Below are 14,297 nucleotides of genomic sequence, written 5' to 3'. Positions count from 1 at the left end.
TATCCCGGCACATCCCGACGTAGACCCCATACCGAACAGGTGAGCTCAATGATCATTCTCGGCGCAATTCTCCTCATCCTAGGACTCGTCCTCGGCATCTCGCTGCTGACCACCATCGGCGTGATCCTGCTGGTGATCGGCGTCGTCCTCGCCCTGGTCGGCGGCATGGGCCGTCCGGTCGGCGGCCGGCGGCACTGGTACTGATCCCCGGCCGGACTTCCTGGAGGAGACATCATGTATCTGTCCCGCCTCATTCCGCTCCTGGTGCTGGTGTGGCTGGTGATCGGCGTTATCGCCGCAGGTCAGCGCGGCTATCTCACCGAGCGTGACCAGAACTGCGCGACGCTGAGCACCATCGCGGTGACGGTGGTCGCCGGTCCGTTGAACTACATGGGGGTCAACCCCAAGGTCAACGACTGCGAGCTGCCCGAACCCAGCCAGTAGCCCGTGGTCAGCTCCGGCGCGGCCATTGCCTGCCGCTGCCGGAGGTGGCCGGGCCGGTGCTGCACCGGTCGCAGCCGGACGCGCGCCACAGTGGTGCGCGTCCGGCCTTCTTCTCGGCGTCGGCGTCCAGCTCGGCCCGCCCGGCCACGCGCCGCCACACGCTCATGACTTCTGTGTGCGCGCCCTGATCAGATCCGCCAGCCGGTCCAGCGATTCCTGGTTGCGGGCGGCGAAGACGAGGTCCTGGGCCAGTCCGGGAATCAGCTGCGCCGGGCCGCGGGAGGCCCGCTCGGTCATCCGGATGGTGGTGTGGCCCGGTTTCTCCTCGGTCAGCGTCAGCCGGATCCAGGCCGACCCCACCGACCACAGCCGCGCCTCCAGCTCCAGCCGACGCGGCGGGTCGACGGCCCGCACCACCGTGGTATCGCTGATCAACACCGGCCACAGCCCGAATCGGTAGTGGATGCGGCTGCCGACGGCGGGCCAACCCGGGTCGACCCGGCCGATATGCGAGGCGCCGACCACCCAGCTCGCGTACAGCCAGCCGTCGGACAGGGTCGCGAAGGCCGCACCGCGGTCCACCGGCACCGTGACTTCGGCAGTCAGCATGTCTGATTTCCTCGTCCGTCGCGGGAGTCGAGCCACTCCAGCGTAATTGGCGCACGAGGCCGCCGCGCGCCGAGTTCTGCCGAGGTGAGACTCCCGCGGCGCGCCGAACCCGCGACGATGCGGGAAAATTGCTGTACACCGTTTGGACGTGGGATCGTTCCCCTATGTCCACCGAAGAAACGCGGCTCGGCGACCCGCCAGGCCCCGCCGACGAGGCTGCCGAACGTACCCTGTTCGGTCATCCGATCGGCTTGACCAACCTGTTCGGCGTCGAGCTGTGGGAGCGTTTCTCCTTCTACGGCATGCTCACGATCCTGGGCTACTACCTCTACTACTCGACCACCGAGGGCGGGCTCGGCCTCGATCAGAGCACGGCGCTGGGCATCGTCGGCGCGTACGGCGGCCTGGTGTATCTGTCCACCGTGCTCGGCGGCTGGATTGCCGACCGGGTGCTGGGCATGGAGCGCACCGTCTTCTATGGCGGTGTCGTGGTGATGGCGGGCCATATCGCGCTGGCGGTGCTGCCCGGGCTGACCGGTGTCGGTGCCGGCCTCGTGCTCGTCGCGCTCGGCAGCGGCGCGCTGAAGGCGAACGCGTCGTCGTTGCTCGGCACGCTGTACGCGCCCTCGGATGCGCGCGTCGACGGTGGTTTCACGCTGTTCTATCTCGGCATCAATATCGGCGCGTTCACCGGTCCGCTGATCACCGGTCTGCTGCAGCGTGAGTGGGGCTTCCACGTCGGCTTCGCCGCCGCCGCGGTCGGCATGGCGCTCGGCCTGACCCAGTACGTGATCTTCCGGCGCAACCTGGGCACTCACGGCCGCGACGTGCCCAACCCGGTCACCCGCAATGACCTGACCCCGGTGCTGATCGGTACCGCCGTCGCCGCGGTCGTGGTGGCGGTGGCCGTGGCAGCCGGGCTGATCACGCTCGACAATCTCTCCGACGTCACCACCGGCGTCATCGTGCTTGCCTCGATCGCCTATTTCGCGGTGCTGCTCACCAGCGCCAAGGTGACCCCGGTCGAGCGAACCAGGGTGCTCGCCTTCATCCCGCTGTTCATCGCCAACGCGGTGTTCTGGTCGCTGTTCCAGCAGATGTTCACCATGCTCGCGGTGTACTCCGACGAGCGCATCGACTGGCGGATCTTCGGCTGGGAAGCGCCCGCGAGCTGGATCGGCTCGGTCGAGCCGGTGTGGATCATCGCGCTCTCGCCGCTGTTCGCGCTCATGTGGACCAAGCTCGGCAACCGGGCGCCGAGCACCCCGATCAAGTTCGCCCTCGGCGTCATCGGCATGGGCATCGCGTTCTGGCTGTTCGCGCTGCTGAGCGGATTCGAGGGCAAGACCGTCCCGGTGCTCGCGGTGTTCGTCATCCTCGGCGGCTTCGCCGTCTCCGAACTACTGCTCTCGCCGATCGGTCTCGCGGTGACCACTCATCTCGCGCCCGCCGCGTTCCGCTCCCAGATGATGGCCCTGTACTTCTTCTCGGTCGGTATCGGCACCTCGATGGCAGGCACCCTGGCCCGCTACTACAGCCCCGACAGCGAGACCGCTTACTTCGGGATCAGCGGCGCCGCCGCCATCGCGGCCGGTCTCGTCGTGGTCGCGTGCGCCCCCTGGATCAAGCGTCACATGCAGGGCGTGCACTGACCTGCCTCCGGGTACTCCCCGAAGACGTTCGCACAGAAGGAGAAAGACCGTGCCGACACCGGAAGCCACACCAGAGGCGGGCCGAACATCCGCACGCAGCAGTGGATTGTTCCGCACCAAATCCGTCGAGCAATCGATTCTCGACACCGACGAACCGGATTCCAGACTCCGCAAAGACCTGACGGCGTGGGATCTCACGATCTTCGGTGTCGCGGTGGTCGTCGGCGCCGGTATCTTCACGCTCACTGCGCGGACCGCGGGCAATGTGGCGGGCCCCTCGGTCTCGCTGGCTTTCGTGTTCGCCGCGATCGCCTGTGGTCTCACCGCGTTCTGCTATGCCGAATTCGCCTCGACGGTGCCGGTCGCCGGTAGCGCCTACACCTATTCCTATGCCACTTTCGGTGAATTGGTCGCCTGGATCATCGGCTGGGACCTCATACTCGAATTCGCGCTCGCCGCGTCGGTGGTCGCCAAGGGCTGGTCGCAGTATCTGGGCACGGTCTTCGGATTCGAGTCCGCCACCATGCAACTCGGCTCGGTCACCTTCGACTGGGGCGCGGTCACGCTGATCGCGGTGCTCGGCGTCCTGCTGGCCATCGGCACCAAGGTGTCCTCGCGGGTGTCGGCGATCGCGGTCGCGATCAAGCTCGGCGTCATCGCGCTGGTGCTCGTCCTCGGCATGACCTATTTCAAGGCCTCCAACCTGAGCCCCTACATCCCGCCGTCGCAGCCTGCCGAGGACGGCGCTAGCGGCCTGCATCAGTCGCTGTTCTCGTTCCTGACCGGCGCGGGTGACAGCAACTTCGGCTGGTACGGCCTGCTCGCCGCGGCCAGCCTGGTGTTCTTCGCGTTCATCGGTTTCGACGTCGTCGCCACCGCCGCCGAGGAGACCAAGAACCCGCAGAAGGCGGTGCCGCGCGGCATCCTCGGTTCGCTGCTCATCGTGACCGTGCTCTATGTCGCGGTGTCGCTGGTGCTCACCGGCATGGTGCCCTACACCGACCTGGCCGGTGAGAACGCCACGCTGGCAACCGCCTTCGCGATCCACGGCGTCGACTGGGCCAAGAACGTCATCTCCATCGGCGCGCTGGCCGGCCTGACCACCGTGGTGATGGTGCTGTTCCTCGGCCAGACCCGCGTGCTGTTCGCGATGGCGCGCGACGGGCTGCTGCCGCGCTGGCTGGCCCACACCGGCTCGCGTGGCACGCCGGTTCGCCTGACCGTCCTCGTCGGCATCGTCTGCTGCGTGCTGGCCGGGTTCGTCGACTTCGGCACCCTCGAAGAAATGGTGAACATCGGCACGCTGTTCGCCTTCGTCCTGGTCTCGGTCGGCGTCATCATCCTGCGCCGGACCCGCCCCGACCTCCCCCGCGGCTTCCGCGTCCCCCTGGTCCCCCTCGTCCCCATCCTGGCCGTCCTGTCCTGCCTGTGGCTGATGGTCAACCTCTCGGTGGACACCTGGATCCGCTTCATCGTCTGGATGGCCATCGGCTTCGTGGTCTACTTCGCCTACAGCCGCCGCCACTCCGTCCTCGGCAAGAAGTCGCCGACAACCGACTGACCGGCAGTCTCGGCGATAAGGTCGGACCGGCGCGAGTCATCAGGCGACACGCCGGGCCGACCTTGTCCACCGACAAGATTCCGGTACACCCGTACGAGTCGCTAGGCTGTCCGGGACGCCCCTATAGCCCAATTGGCAGAGGCAGCGGACTTAAAATCCGCGCAGTCTGGGTTCGAGTCCCAGTGGGGGCACCAAGGTGCCAGGTCACCCCGGCCACCTTCACAACGCGGAACACAGCACGCTCCAGCACGCCGCGCAAGGTCGTACATGTACGCCAAAGCGAACACCTGCCGTTGAGTGACGCCGAGCTCCTAGGCCGCCTGGTCGGCCACTGCTACCGCCCGAAACATTTGGGAATGACCATTCTTGACCAACCGTTCCCAAACGGTTAATGTCGAGATATGGCGCGACCGAGGACATTTGACGAAGAGGCGGCCGTCGAGGCGGCGACGAAACTGTTCGCGCGGAGCGGGTTCGACGCGGTGTCGATCGACGACCTCGTCGGCGAGCTCGGTGTACACCGGCACAGTCTGTACCGAACCTTCGGCAGCAAGCGGGGGTTGTATCTGCGGGCGCTGCGGCGTGCGCGAGCGAAGAACGTTCACGCACTGGCCGTCGCCGAGGAGCCGCTCGAGGTCCTACGCACAACGGTGCTCTCCGAGCAGATCATCGACCTCGATCTGCTGCTGATGGCGGCCATCGAACAGGCGGCGGTCGATCCCGAGGTCAGTGCCGAGGTTCGCGGCGCCTTTGCCGAATTGGATGCTGCCGCCAGCGCCTCCGGGGGTGCGTTGCCCGCAACGATGCTGCTCGGGCTGCGACTGCGTGCCCGTGCGGGAGATCCAGTATCGGAGATCGTCGATCAGTGGTGCCGACGATCCGAATCGAGCCGATGAGCATCACAACAGGAGGAAACCGTGGCTGAGGTCGTCATCGACGGAAGCAACTTGATCGTTCGCATGGAAGGCCTGGACAAGCTGTGGGCACTGAAGAGCCACCTGTCGATTCCCTTGGCCAATGTGCGCGGCGCAACCATCGATCCGGGGATTGTCAAGGAGCGTAAGGGCATCCGCGCTCCGGGTACCCATCTGCCGGGTGTCATCACAGCGGGGACGTTCCACATCGACGGGGAGCGTGTGTTCTGGGACGTTCGCGACGGCGCGAAGGCCGTGGTGATCGAGCTCACTGACGAGCGCTACGCCCGGCTGATCGTCGAGGTCGACGATCCCGCCGCAACGGTCGCACTGATCGAATCCAGGTGCGTCCGCTGACGCGGATCGGGTACCGCCCGGGTCCGGGAACCCAGGGTCAAGCCCTGGGTTTTCGGGGTACCGGCCCTTCGAAAATCGTGGAACGCTACCGCTTCACGCGGTTCCGGGGACGAGCGCCGGGGCTGACCTCGCCCACGGAAGGACCACCGAACCCATGCGAATCGCAGCATTGATCGCCCTGGCGGCGGGCGCACTGATCCCAGCCACCCTGGCTCCCGCGGCCTCGGCGGAGGTGGAGGACATCACCATTTCCGCCTGGGGAAACAGCGAAATGCCCGTCGCCTGCGATTATGTGGGCGCCAACTGTAGCGTCATGGCCCGGATGTTCGGCTCCGACTACGCACTGCCCGCCACCGTGACGATCAATGGCCGCGAGCTCAGTTCGCCCGAACGCCTGGACTATCCGGACCGACAGCGCAGCGCGATCCGCGGCACCTGGCGCCCACCGGCCAAGGGGACATACACGATCGTGGCCACCCAGGGCTCCTCCACGAAGACCCTCGTCGTCGAGATCACCGGAGACGCCCAGCTCGGCAGCGGCTCGGCCGGACTGCTGCCCAGCGGCTCCAGCTGACCGACGAACGCCGACGTGACCGGCCGAATGGCGAGATGACCCACCAGCGGCCGGACTATGAACGCGGGCGCGGTGGCAGCCAATCGCCTACAGGCACGCGGCGATATCGAAGTCACCCTGATCAACCCGAGCCCGGCGTCCGTCGAGCGAATTCGGTTGCACCAGTTCGTGGCCGGTACCAGCGCGGCGGCCGTCGAGTTCGCCATTCCTGTGAAGTTGCCGTCATGACGTTTTGTGGACCGGCGGCGGGGTCCAGGTTCCGTCAAGGGCTTCGGCGTCGGGCGCGTAGAGGCGCAGGGTGATGCCCATCGGACCGGTCGGCGCGGGCAGCCAGTTCGGTTCGCGGTCCGGGCCCGGGTTCTTGTGCGAGATGTAGATGTCGAGCGATCCGTCGGAGTTGTAGTTCAGCCGATCGCGGTCGCCGAGGGCGTAGCGGTCGAGTTCGTTGGCGATCTGGAAGCCCTCCAGGTCATACATCGTGACCGACCAGAACGCCCCGACCGGCGGCAGTTTCCCGGCGTCGAAGTGGAGCACATAGTCGTCGTCGCCGACTAGCGGGTTGCCCGCGGCGTCACGAACCAGCAGCGGGTAGATCGCGTCCTCGGCGGTATTGGCACCGAGCCCGACCAGGGTGATCGCAGACCTGCGGAAGTAGTCGTTGCCGTAGACGCCGATGGTGGACAGGATGCTCATCCAGCCGTCGGTGGGCGGGATCATCGTGGTTCGCGCGTCGAGGAGGTCGGCGCGCGCCGCACTGACGCCCGCGTCGATCTCGGCGAGTTCGGCGGCGGAGAACCGTTTCGCGTCGAAGTCCTGGCCGACAACGATACCGAGCAACGAGATGCGGGCGAGGATGGAGAAGTCGGTCGGGTGAGCGGGGATCGTCTTCAATACGGTGGCAGCGTGGCTGAAGAACTCCGTCGGGGTCATCTCGTTGACCCTGCGGAGCGGTTCGATCTCGCTGACCAGGGCCGGATCGGGCGTGAATGGCGGCCGGTCGCCGAGTTCGGTGATCTGTAGTCCGGCCTGGAACTCGTTGACCGATGCGTAGTCGTCGGGGCCGTTCGCCTGAGTTCGCCCGATCACCCACACGATCGGGGTCGGCGCCTGAATCACCGGGATGCCGGTGGGTAACTGTCCGCGATAGCTCGGCCCGGCGACGACATAGTCCTGGGCCTCGGTGCCGGTTGTTCGCTTACCAGGTGTGGCGAACGCATCCGTCCAGGCGTCAAGCATCGGCATCATGTAATACCGGCCGCGACTGTCGGGAATATGAATCTGGACCGGACCGTCGGTGAGGTCCAGCCACGCCGACGAGTACAGCGTGTCGAAGTTCGGGCGTACGACCGCGCGGAAATCGACGTCAGGCAATTCGCGCATGTGATGGAACTGGTTCGGCGGTCCGAAGCCCGGGGTTGAACCGGCCGGGGAGTTCGTCTGCTGACGGCGAGTGACATCCATCGTCACCAGCGAGTACAGGTAGACATACGCCTCGTAGCTCAAGGTTCGCAGATCGCTGGACAACACGCTCATTACGCCTCCATTGCAGATGATCCGGTGAGGGTCGGCCGCTTCCATCGTCGGTGTCGGCACCGGGAGAAACATCACCCACAGGGGATGAATTGAGCGAAGCGTCCGCACCATCGACCGCTTCTGGTCACTTCGAACCGGGCACCAGCGAGACCGGCCCCTACCGGTCAGTGAATGGTCACCGAACGTCAGGCGGGGCGCACGTCACAGAGATATACGATCAGTCGACCGGTGGGATCGGGGTCGTGCGGACCTGTTCGGTGAAGTCGCGGGCATCGTCGGCGTCGCGGCGGCTCAGAACCGAGACGAGCATGCCGTAGTAGAACCTTCTGGCCTTCGGTGGTGCCGATGACGTTCGGTATGTCGGCTACGCGATCATCGCCGAACAGCCCAGTCTTCCGGGCCCCCGACCCCACTCACGCAGGAAGACCGCCGGTAGACGCCACCACCGCGCGCACTGTGCAGATTCGGGCATCTCGGGACGTCTCTGGCCACCGCTCGGCAAGACGAGAACACGCCGCGCGGTGGTCCTTTGGAGTCCCGGATCTTCACGGCGCTGGCCGACATCCGGCTGTGGACCAAACACCCGTTCACGATCACCCGAGTTCGACCGCAGCCGGATGGCTCTGTGACGATTCACCTCGATGCCTACGCCGCCGCGTTCGACGAGACATACAACGCAGCTGAACGCGCCTTCTCATGTCTCGCACCGTTCGCCGAAGCCGACGGGTCATCCGTCACAGGAATTCCGGGTCTATCACGGATCCTGATGGAGGACGCGTCCCTGCAGCCGTTGTGGGACGAGCCCCGCGTGGCGGACGACGAGCGCCGCTACTTGCGGTCCGAGGCCAGCGTCCATGGGCACCTCGACTGGCTCGGATCGGCACTGTTGAGACGCGCGAGACTGTTCCAGTCCGCGACCAATGCGTTCTATCTCAATAGGTAGATGCATTTTCGTGATCTGTCGGGACTGAGCGTGAAGACCGAAAGGTCCCGAACCGAAAACCGCGCGGTCTGGGTTCGAGTCCCAGTGGGGGCGCTATGGTACTGCGGGAGACGGCCCGCGGTGGCGTGGACGCGTGGATTCTTCGACAGCTCTGACGCAGCGAAGGGATCATCGTGCATTCGGTGGTGGCATTGATCGTCCGCCTAGGTTGTGTGCTGGCCATAGCGGTGGGGTTCGCCGGGCCCGTCGCCGCGGATCCGCCGGATTCGCCGCTGTGTGCGTGGCGGTTCATGTCCAACAGCACGGTGCTGAATGTGGCGTTCCCCGATGCGAACTCGACGTATTGGATGATGCCCTACGCCTTGGGGCCGGGGGACTCGATCGAGTTGTCCGGTACCTATCCGGCCGCGCGGTATTTCTCGCTGAACACCTACGGGACCGATCTCGACACGGTGGACACGTTGCGGGACAACCAGATTGCACCCGACGCGGGTAGTGCCAATCCGTTCGTCGACGCCTCCGCCGCGTCGTTGCCTGCGGCGCGACAGCGTTGGCATGCCAGGTTGGTCAACGGGCCTGCCGATCACAGCCGGAACGAGTTGCAGGCTGTCGCGAGTGGGCAGGGCACGCCGATCGGGTTCGTCATCGTGCGTGTCTATGTTCCGACCGACCCGGGCTCGGTCAGTGGCGGCGTTGCGCTGCCGGAGGTGAAGCTCTCGATCGCGGGCGCCGAGGTGCCGAGCCAGCCGTGCGCGCAGCCCTTCGATCCGGCCGCGTACACCGGCCCGGTCGCCGATGTCGCCAAGGCCGCCTTCGATCGGGCGATCGCCGCGGCGGCCTCGGGCGCGTTTCCTGGGAACGCGCCCGAGGCGACGTTCGGTAATCCGGCGAGTACCTCCGGGCTGTTTCCGAACGGCGACAACAAGTACATCGGGACGCGCATCAGCTATCAGCCGGGGCGGCTGCTGGTGGTGCGGGGCAAGGCGCCGACCTTCCCGGATACCAGGGCGGGACAATCGCCGACCGATCCGAGCCAGGTGCGGTACTGGTCGATGTGTCAGAACGATCTGCGCTCGCCCTATCCCGTTGTCGCCTGCGCAGCCGACTTCCAGACCGCGTTCGACGAGTCCGGCTACTACACCTATGTGGTCGCCGAGCCCGCCGACCTGCCTGCGAGCCACGACCCGGGCGTGACGGTGATTCCCTGGGGCAGCACCGACGTGGACAAGGTGCTGTTCCTGCGGAACATGACCCCGAGCGCGGAGTTCTATCCTTCTTCGATCCAGGCGTCCCAGGACTCCGGCAGCGACCCGGCCACCACGATGGGGCCGTATTACCCGAAGGCCGCCTATTGCAGCGCGGAAACGTTCGCCGCGGGTGGCGCCGGCGCCTGTCTCGGCGGCTGAGTACTACGAACAGTCCGGGGCGGGTGCGTCCACGAAGAGCGGTTCGTTCGCGCGGTTGACGTACGCGACATACAGCTCGGCCGGCTCGTTGCCGACGTTGCTTCCGGTATGGACGTGGTCAGGGCCGACAGTCTCGGACAAACCCTGGCCCGCGGAGTACGTGGTCGGCACGCAGTCCGCCTCGTAGCGCGTCACCTGACCTGCGGTGACCACCGCGAAGACATTGCTGTCGTGGTAGTGCCAGCCGAGTGATCCCCCGGGTGCGATGGTGATGCGCCGGAAGGTGAACTTGCTCGGCAACGAGGAGAAGGGGCTGAATGCGCTCACGTCGACCTGCGCCAGCGGTTCGACGGTCACGCCGGAGGACGGCGTGGCCGAAGCCGAGGGCGCGAGCGCGACGACCGCAGCAGCGACCACGACGACGGCGCCGATCACGGCATCCCGGCGGATTCGCATCTTCGTAGTATACGAGCGGACTACCTGCTCGAACCGCTGAAGATGACTACCCGGCGATCAGCCCCTTCGCGATGTGGGTGACCTGGATTTCGTTGCTGCCCGCGTAGATCATCAGGGACTTGGCGTCGCGGGCGAGTTGTTCGACCTTGTATTCGGCCATGTAGCCGTTGCCGCCGAACAGCTGGACGGCCTCCATCGCCACCTCGGTGGCGGCGCGGGAGGAGTAGAGCTTCATCGCCGAGGCCTCGGCGAGGGTGACCTTGTCACCCGCGGCGGTGCGCTCGATGGCGTTGAAGACCATGTTCTGCACATTGATCCGGGCGATCTCCATCTCGGCCAGCTTGAGCTGGATGAGCTGGAACTGCGCGATCTCCTTGCCCCACAACTTGCGCGACTTGGCGTAATCGATACACAGGCGGTGGCATTCGTTGATGATGCCGAGCGCCAGTGAGGCGATGCCGATGCGTTCGGCCGCGAAAGATTCCTTGGCGCTGTCTTTTCCGTCGCCCTTGGCCGGGTTCTCGGTTTCGCCGAGCAAACGGTCGGGGGTGATACGGACATTCTCGAAGAACAGTTCGCCGGTGGGCGAGGAGTTCATGCCCATCTTCTTGAACGCGGGGCTCTGGACGAAACCGGGCATGCCCTTGTCCAGGACGAAGGTCAGCACCTTGCGGTCGCGGCGGTCGGTGCCGTCCTCTTCGTCCAGCTTGGCGTAGACGACGGTGACGTCGGCATACGGACCGTTGGTGATGAACGTCTTGCGGCCGTTGAGGATGTAATCCTCACCATCCCGACGGACATAGGACTTCATGCCGCCGAACGCGTCCGACCCCGAATCGGGTTCGGTGATGGCCCAGGCACCGACCTTCGCCATGGTGACCAGTTCGGGCAGCCACCGCTTCTTCTGGGCCAGGGTGCCGCGGCTGCGGATGGTGCCCGCGGTGAGGCCCAGGCTCACACCCATGGAGGCCACCAGGCCCAGACTGACGCCGGCGAGCTCACTGTTGAGGATGACGCCCATGCTGCCCGCACCGCTGAACCCGCCACCCGACTTGCCCGACCCGGTGGTGCCCGCTTCTTCCCGCGCGATGGCCTTCTCGAGCCCTTCCCGCGCCATCTCGTCCAGCCCGAAGGTGGCGTAGAGCTTGCGGATGATGTCGAACGGGGGCAGCGCGCCGCTCTCCAGCTGGTCGACGTGCGGGGTGACCTCCTTGGCGATGAAGCCGCGCACAGCATCGCGGAACATCAGGTCTTCGTCGGACCACTGGTACATATCTGGACTCCCGAGGGATCGCCGGAACTTTGCCTCAAATATAGAACACGTTCTAGTCGACTGGGGTTCGGCGGCCGCCCGGCGTAGGTTGAGGGGTAAGCGAATCGTCGACACGAAGAGGTGTTATCGATGCGGGTTGTCAATCGAATCAGGGGCTACGCCAAGGTAGTCGGGCAAGCCCGGCGCAATCGGGGCGATCTGGCCGGATGGCTCGGGCGGCGGCCGCAGATCGGGGTCGCGACCCTGACTTATGAGACAGCATTGCTGTTCAGCAACAAGCTCGATCCCCGGCTCAAAGAGCTGGCCGAGCTCAAGACGGCGGGGATGGTGGCCTGCCAGTTCTGTCTCGACATCGGATCGGCGATGGCGCATACCTCCGGGCTGACCCGGCAACAGATCACCGATCTGCCCCGGTACCGGACCAGCGACGCCTATACCGAGCTGGAGAAACTGGTGATCGCGTTCGCCGAGGCGATGACCACGACGCCGGCGGTCGAGATCGACGAGTTGCGCGACACCCTGCTCACGCACCTGTCGAAGGCGCAGCTGACCGAACTGGCCGCGTCCATCTCCTGGGAGAACCAGCGGGCACGACTCAACCAAGCCCTGGGCGTACAGCCGACCGGCATGGCCGACGGCATGGTGTGCGCGATGCCGGAACCACGCACCGAGCACACCGGCCTGAAGGCACAACCGGGATCTTGACAGGTCAGCGGTCGGCCCAGGTGGGGGCGGTCCGGGTGATGATCGGGGCTACGAATTCTTGGAGCATGGCGCGTTCGTCGGTCTCGTCGCGGCCGGGGGTGGCCAGGAACGAGACGATGATGCGGGTCAGCCAGCGGGCCAGGCGGCTGCGTTCAGGGTCGCTGAGGTCGGCGTCGGCGAACATGGCGGCGGCGAGGGACTCGATGACGTCGGAGTCCTGGCTGATGCGGCCCGCCGTGCCGGAGTCGCCGGGGCGGAACCAGGCGATGAGCAGCGGGTCGGCGCGGACTGCCGCGATGGCGCCGAGCATCGCGGCGACGACGCGCTCGCCGGGGTCGGCGATGTCGCGGACCTGTTCGGCGAGGTCGGCGACGATGCGGCGGGTCTCGCGGTGCACGAAGGCGATGCGCACGGCGTGGCGGTTGTCGAAGTAGCGGTACAGGGTCGCCCTGGAGCACCCGGCCGCTGCGGCGATGTCGCGCATCCCCACCGCGGCCACCCCGTGTTCGGCGAACAGTTCGGCGGCCGCGTCGAGGATGCGCTCGGCGGCCAGATCGGCCCGGTCGGTGGCCAGCCAGTCGCCACTCATGCGCCCACAGCCTGGAACGGCACGGAGACGGGCCAGCGCACGTAGTTGCCCTGCGACCAGCGCACCGCATCGAGGTCGACGGTGAAGTCGGGGCAGCGGGCGAGCAGTTCCTCGAGCGCGACGCGCGCCTGCATGCGGGCGGCGGCCGCGCCGAGGCAGTGGTGGTGGCCGTGGCTGAAGGTGAGGATGCGCTTGGGGTCGCGTCGGATGTCGAGTTCGGCTGCGGTAGGGCCGAATTCGCGCTCGTCCCGGTTGGCCGAGCCGTAGAGCAGCAGCACCCGCCGACCCGCGGGGATGGTGGTGTCGTGCAGTTCGACATCGCGGGTGGTGGTGCGGGCCAGGCCCTGCACCGGGGAGGTCATGCGGAGGAATTCCTCGACGGAGTCGGGGATGAGCGACGGGTCGTCGATGAGCAGCCTGCGCTGGTCCGGATCGGCGGTGAGGAGCTGGACCGCGCCACCCAGGTTGCCGGTGGTGGTGTCGTTGCCGCCGGTGATCATCGTGAACGCGAAGCCGAGGATCGCGATCAGGCCCTCGTTGTCGCCGTCTTCGCCGAGACCGGAGGCGAGCAGGTGCGAAATGGTGTCGTCGCCCGGTTCGACGCGGCGGCGGGCGATCAGCTCGGTGAAGTAGCCGACCAGCTCACCGACCGCGGTGAAGGCGTTCTGGTCGCCCGCGGCCAGGCCGGCTCCCGCGACCGCGCCGCCGACGATGTTCTCGGTCCACTCGTCGAACTTGCCGTGATCCTGTTCCGGCACCCCGAGATAGTGCGCGACCACCATGGTGGGCAGCGGCTTGAACAGCTCCCCGACGATGTCGCCCCCGCCCGCCTCGCGCAGCTGCTCGATGCGGTCGACGACGAACCTGCGCACCGCGGGCTCCACCGAATTCACCTGGCGCGGTGTGAATCCCGGTGCCACGCGGCGACGGAAGTCGGTGTGCTCGGGCGGGTCCATGAAGACGAACGGCTTGACCGCGCCGAAGCCGGCGGCCGCCAGGTCGACATAGTCCACGGTCAGCCCCGAGGCGGAGGAGAAGGTCTCGGGGTCCCTGGCGGCGGCCCACACATCGGCGTGGCGGGACAGCACGTAGAAGTCGCCGGTTTCCTGCCCCGCGGGAATCACCCGATGGACCGGATCATGGTCGCGCAGTGCGGAATACATGGACCAGGGGTCGCGCCAGGTGTCCCCGGAGCGAAGCTCGAACCGAACCGCATGAGACGTCGTTGAACTCATGACTCCAACGTAAGACAAACGACACCAAATGTCTAGACTGCCGGGC

General features: G+C 66.4%; 18 protein-coding genes and 1 tRNA gene. 12 read left to right on the top strand and 7 right to left on the bottom strand.

Annotation, left to right across the window (positions count from 1 at the left end):
* Positions 1–48 precede the first annotated feature (48 nt).
* Together IEY60_RS09235 and IEY60_RS09230 are read left to right on the top strand one after the other, a co-directional pair.
* On the top strand, positions 49–204 hold the full coding sequence (locus IEY60_RS09235; protein WP_189026089.1) for a DUF6131 family protein: 156 nt from the start codon (positions 49–51) through the stop codon (positions 202–204).
* 30 nt (positions 205–234) lie between these two features.
* The gene (locus tag IEY60_RS09230) at positions 235–444 is read left to right on the top strand and encodes a hypothetical protein (protein ID WP_189026087.1); all 210 of its coding nucleotides are present in this window, start codon (positions 235–237) and stop codon (positions 442–444) included.
* Positions 445–451: 7 nt separating this feature from the next.
* Here IEY60_RS09230 and IEY60_RS09225 read toward each other — a convergent pair whose 3' ends face one another.
* The gene (locus IEY60_RS09225; protein ID WP_189026085.1) at positions 452–610 is read right to left on the bottom strand and encodes a hypothetical protein; all 159 of its coding nucleotides are present in this window, start codon (positions 608–610) and stop codon (positions 452–454) included.
* Positions 607–1,053 carry an SRPBCC family protein gene (locus IEY60_RS09220; protein ID WP_189026083.1) on the bottom strand — a complete coding sequence of 149 codons (447 nt, stop codon included), beginning with the start codon at positions 1,051–1,053 and terminating at the stop codon, positions 607–609. Before IEY60_RS09220 ends, IEY60_RS09225 begins: the two co-directional genes overlap by 4 nt.
* Before the next feature lie 164 nt (positions 1,054–1,217).
* On the opposite strand from IEY60_RS09220, the gene IEY60_RS09215 reads away from it, so the two are divergent.
* From IEY60_RS09215 to IEY60_RS09185, 7 genes are all read left to right on the top strand, one after another.
* Positions 1,218–2,705 (top strand): peptide MFS transporter, encoded by a 1,488-nt coding sequence (locus IEY60_RS09215; RefSeq protein WP_189026081.1) that lies wholly within the window; start codon positions 1,218–1,220, stop codon positions 2,703–2,705.
* 49 nt (positions 2,706–2,754) lie between these two features.
* The gene (locus IEY60_RS09210; protein WP_189026079.1) at positions 2,755–4,266 is read left to right on the top strand and encodes an amino acid permease; all 1,512 of its coding nucleotides are present in this window, start codon (positions 2,755–2,757) and stop codon (positions 4,264–4,266) included.
* 117 nt (positions 4,267–4,383) lie between these two features.
* Positions 4,384–4,460: transfer RNA gene (locus IEY60_RS09205), tRNA-Leu, on the top strand.
* 207 nt (positions 4,461–4,667) lie between these two features.
* Positions 4,668–5,162, top strand: a complete 495-nt coding sequence (locus IEY60_RS09200; RefSeq protein WP_189026077.1) for a TetR/AcrR family transcriptional regulator — start codon at positions 4,668–4,670, stop codon at positions 5,160–5,162.
* A gap of 21 nt (positions 5,163–5,183) precedes the next feature.
* On the top strand, positions 5,184–5,537 hold the full coding sequence (locus IEY60_RS09195; RefSeq protein ID WP_189026075.1) for a hypothetical protein: 354 nt from the start codon (positions 5,184–5,186) through the stop codon (positions 5,535–5,537).
* 154 nt (positions 5,538–5,691) lie between these two features.
* Positions 5,692–6,111 (top strand): hypothetical protein, encoded by a 420-nt coding sequence (locus tag IEY60_RS09190; protein ID WP_189026073.1) that lies wholly within the window; start codon positions 5,692–5,694, stop codon positions 6,109–6,111.
* Between the two features lie 57 nt (positions 6,112–6,168).
* Positions 6,169–6,339 (top strand): hypothetical protein, encoded by a 171-nt coding sequence (locus IEY60_RS09185; protein WP_189026071.1) that lies wholly within the window; start codon positions 6,169–6,171, stop codon positions 6,337–6,339.
* On the opposite strand, the gene IEY60_RS09180 is transcribed toward IEY60_RS09185, so the two are convergent.
* Complete coding sequence (locus IEY60_RS09180; RefSeq protein ID WP_189026069.1) at positions 6,334–7,644, bottom strand: DUF1254 domain-containing protein; 1,311 nt, start codon at positions 7,642–7,644, stop codon at positions 6,334–6,336. The two genes, IEY60_RS09185 and IEY60_RS09180, sit on opposite strands and share 6 nt — an antisense overlap.
* Positions 7,645–8,173: 529 nt before the next feature.
* Between IEY60_RS09180 and IEY60_RS09175 the strand changes: the two genes are divergently transcribed.
* Positions 8,174–8,587, top strand: a complete 414-nt coding sequence (locus tag IEY60_RS09175) for a hypothetical protein (RefSeq protein ID WP_189026067.1) — start codon at positions 8,174–8,176, stop codon at positions 8,585–8,587.
* A 182-nt stretch (positions 8,588–8,769) separates the two neighbouring features.
* Positions 8,770–9,993 carry a hypothetical protein gene (locus tag IEY60_RS09170; protein ID WP_373291684.1) on the top strand — a complete coding sequence of 408 codons (1,224 nt, stop codon included), beginning with the start codon at positions 8,770–8,772 and terminating at the stop codon, positions 9,991–9,993.
* 3 nt (positions 9,994–9,996) lie between these two features.
* Here the strand turns inward: IEY60_RS09170 and IEY60_RS09165 are convergent, their stop codons facing one another.
* On the bottom strand, positions 9,997–10,449 hold the full coding sequence (locus IEY60_RS09165; protein WP_189026064.1) for a cupin domain-containing protein: 453 nt from the start codon (positions 10,447–10,449) through the stop codon (positions 9,997–9,999).
* Between the two features lie 46 nt (positions 10,450–10,495).
* Positions 10,496–11,722 (bottom strand): acyl-CoA dehydrogenase family protein, encoded by a 1,227-nt coding sequence (locus tag IEY60_RS09160; protein WP_189026062.1) that lies wholly within the window; start codon positions 11,720–11,722, stop codon positions 10,496–10,498.
* 129 nt (positions 11,723–11,851) lie between these two features.
* Here IEY60_RS09160 and IEY60_RS09155 point away from each other — a divergent pair, with 129 nt between their 5' ends.
* Complete coding sequence (locus IEY60_RS09155; protein ID WP_189026060.1) at positions 11,852–12,427, top strand: carboxymuconolactone decarboxylase family protein; 576 nt, start codon at positions 11,852–11,854, stop codon at positions 12,425–12,427.
* Positions 12,428–12,431: 4 nt separating this feature from the next.
* Here the strand turns inward: IEY60_RS09155 and IEY60_RS09150 are convergent, their stop codons facing one another.
* Positions 12,432–13,016 (bottom strand): TetR/AcrR family transcriptional regulator, encoded by a 585-nt coding sequence (locus tag IEY60_RS09150; RefSeq protein ID WP_189026058.1) that lies wholly within the window; start codon positions 13,014–13,016, stop codon positions 12,432–12,434.
* Positions 13,013–14,251, bottom strand: a complete 1,239-nt coding sequence (locus IEY60_RS09145) for a cytochrome P450 (protein WP_189026056.1) — start codon at positions 14,249–14,251, stop codon at positions 13,013–13,015. The genes IEY60_RS09150 and IEY60_RS09145 overlap by 4 nt, the downstream gene beginning before the upstream one ends.
* Positions 14,252–14,297 lie beyond the last annotated feature (46 nt).

Origin of the sequence: Nocardia rhizosphaerihabitans (assembly GCF_014646295.1) — a bacterium.
Classification (GTDB): Bacteria; Actinomycetota; Actinomycetes; order Mycobacteriales; family Mycobacteriaceae; genus Nocardia; species Nocardia rhizosphaerihabitans.
The sequence above is the reverse complement of the archived record's forward strand: the minus strand, read 5'-3'. Positions and strand labels throughout refer to the sequence as shown.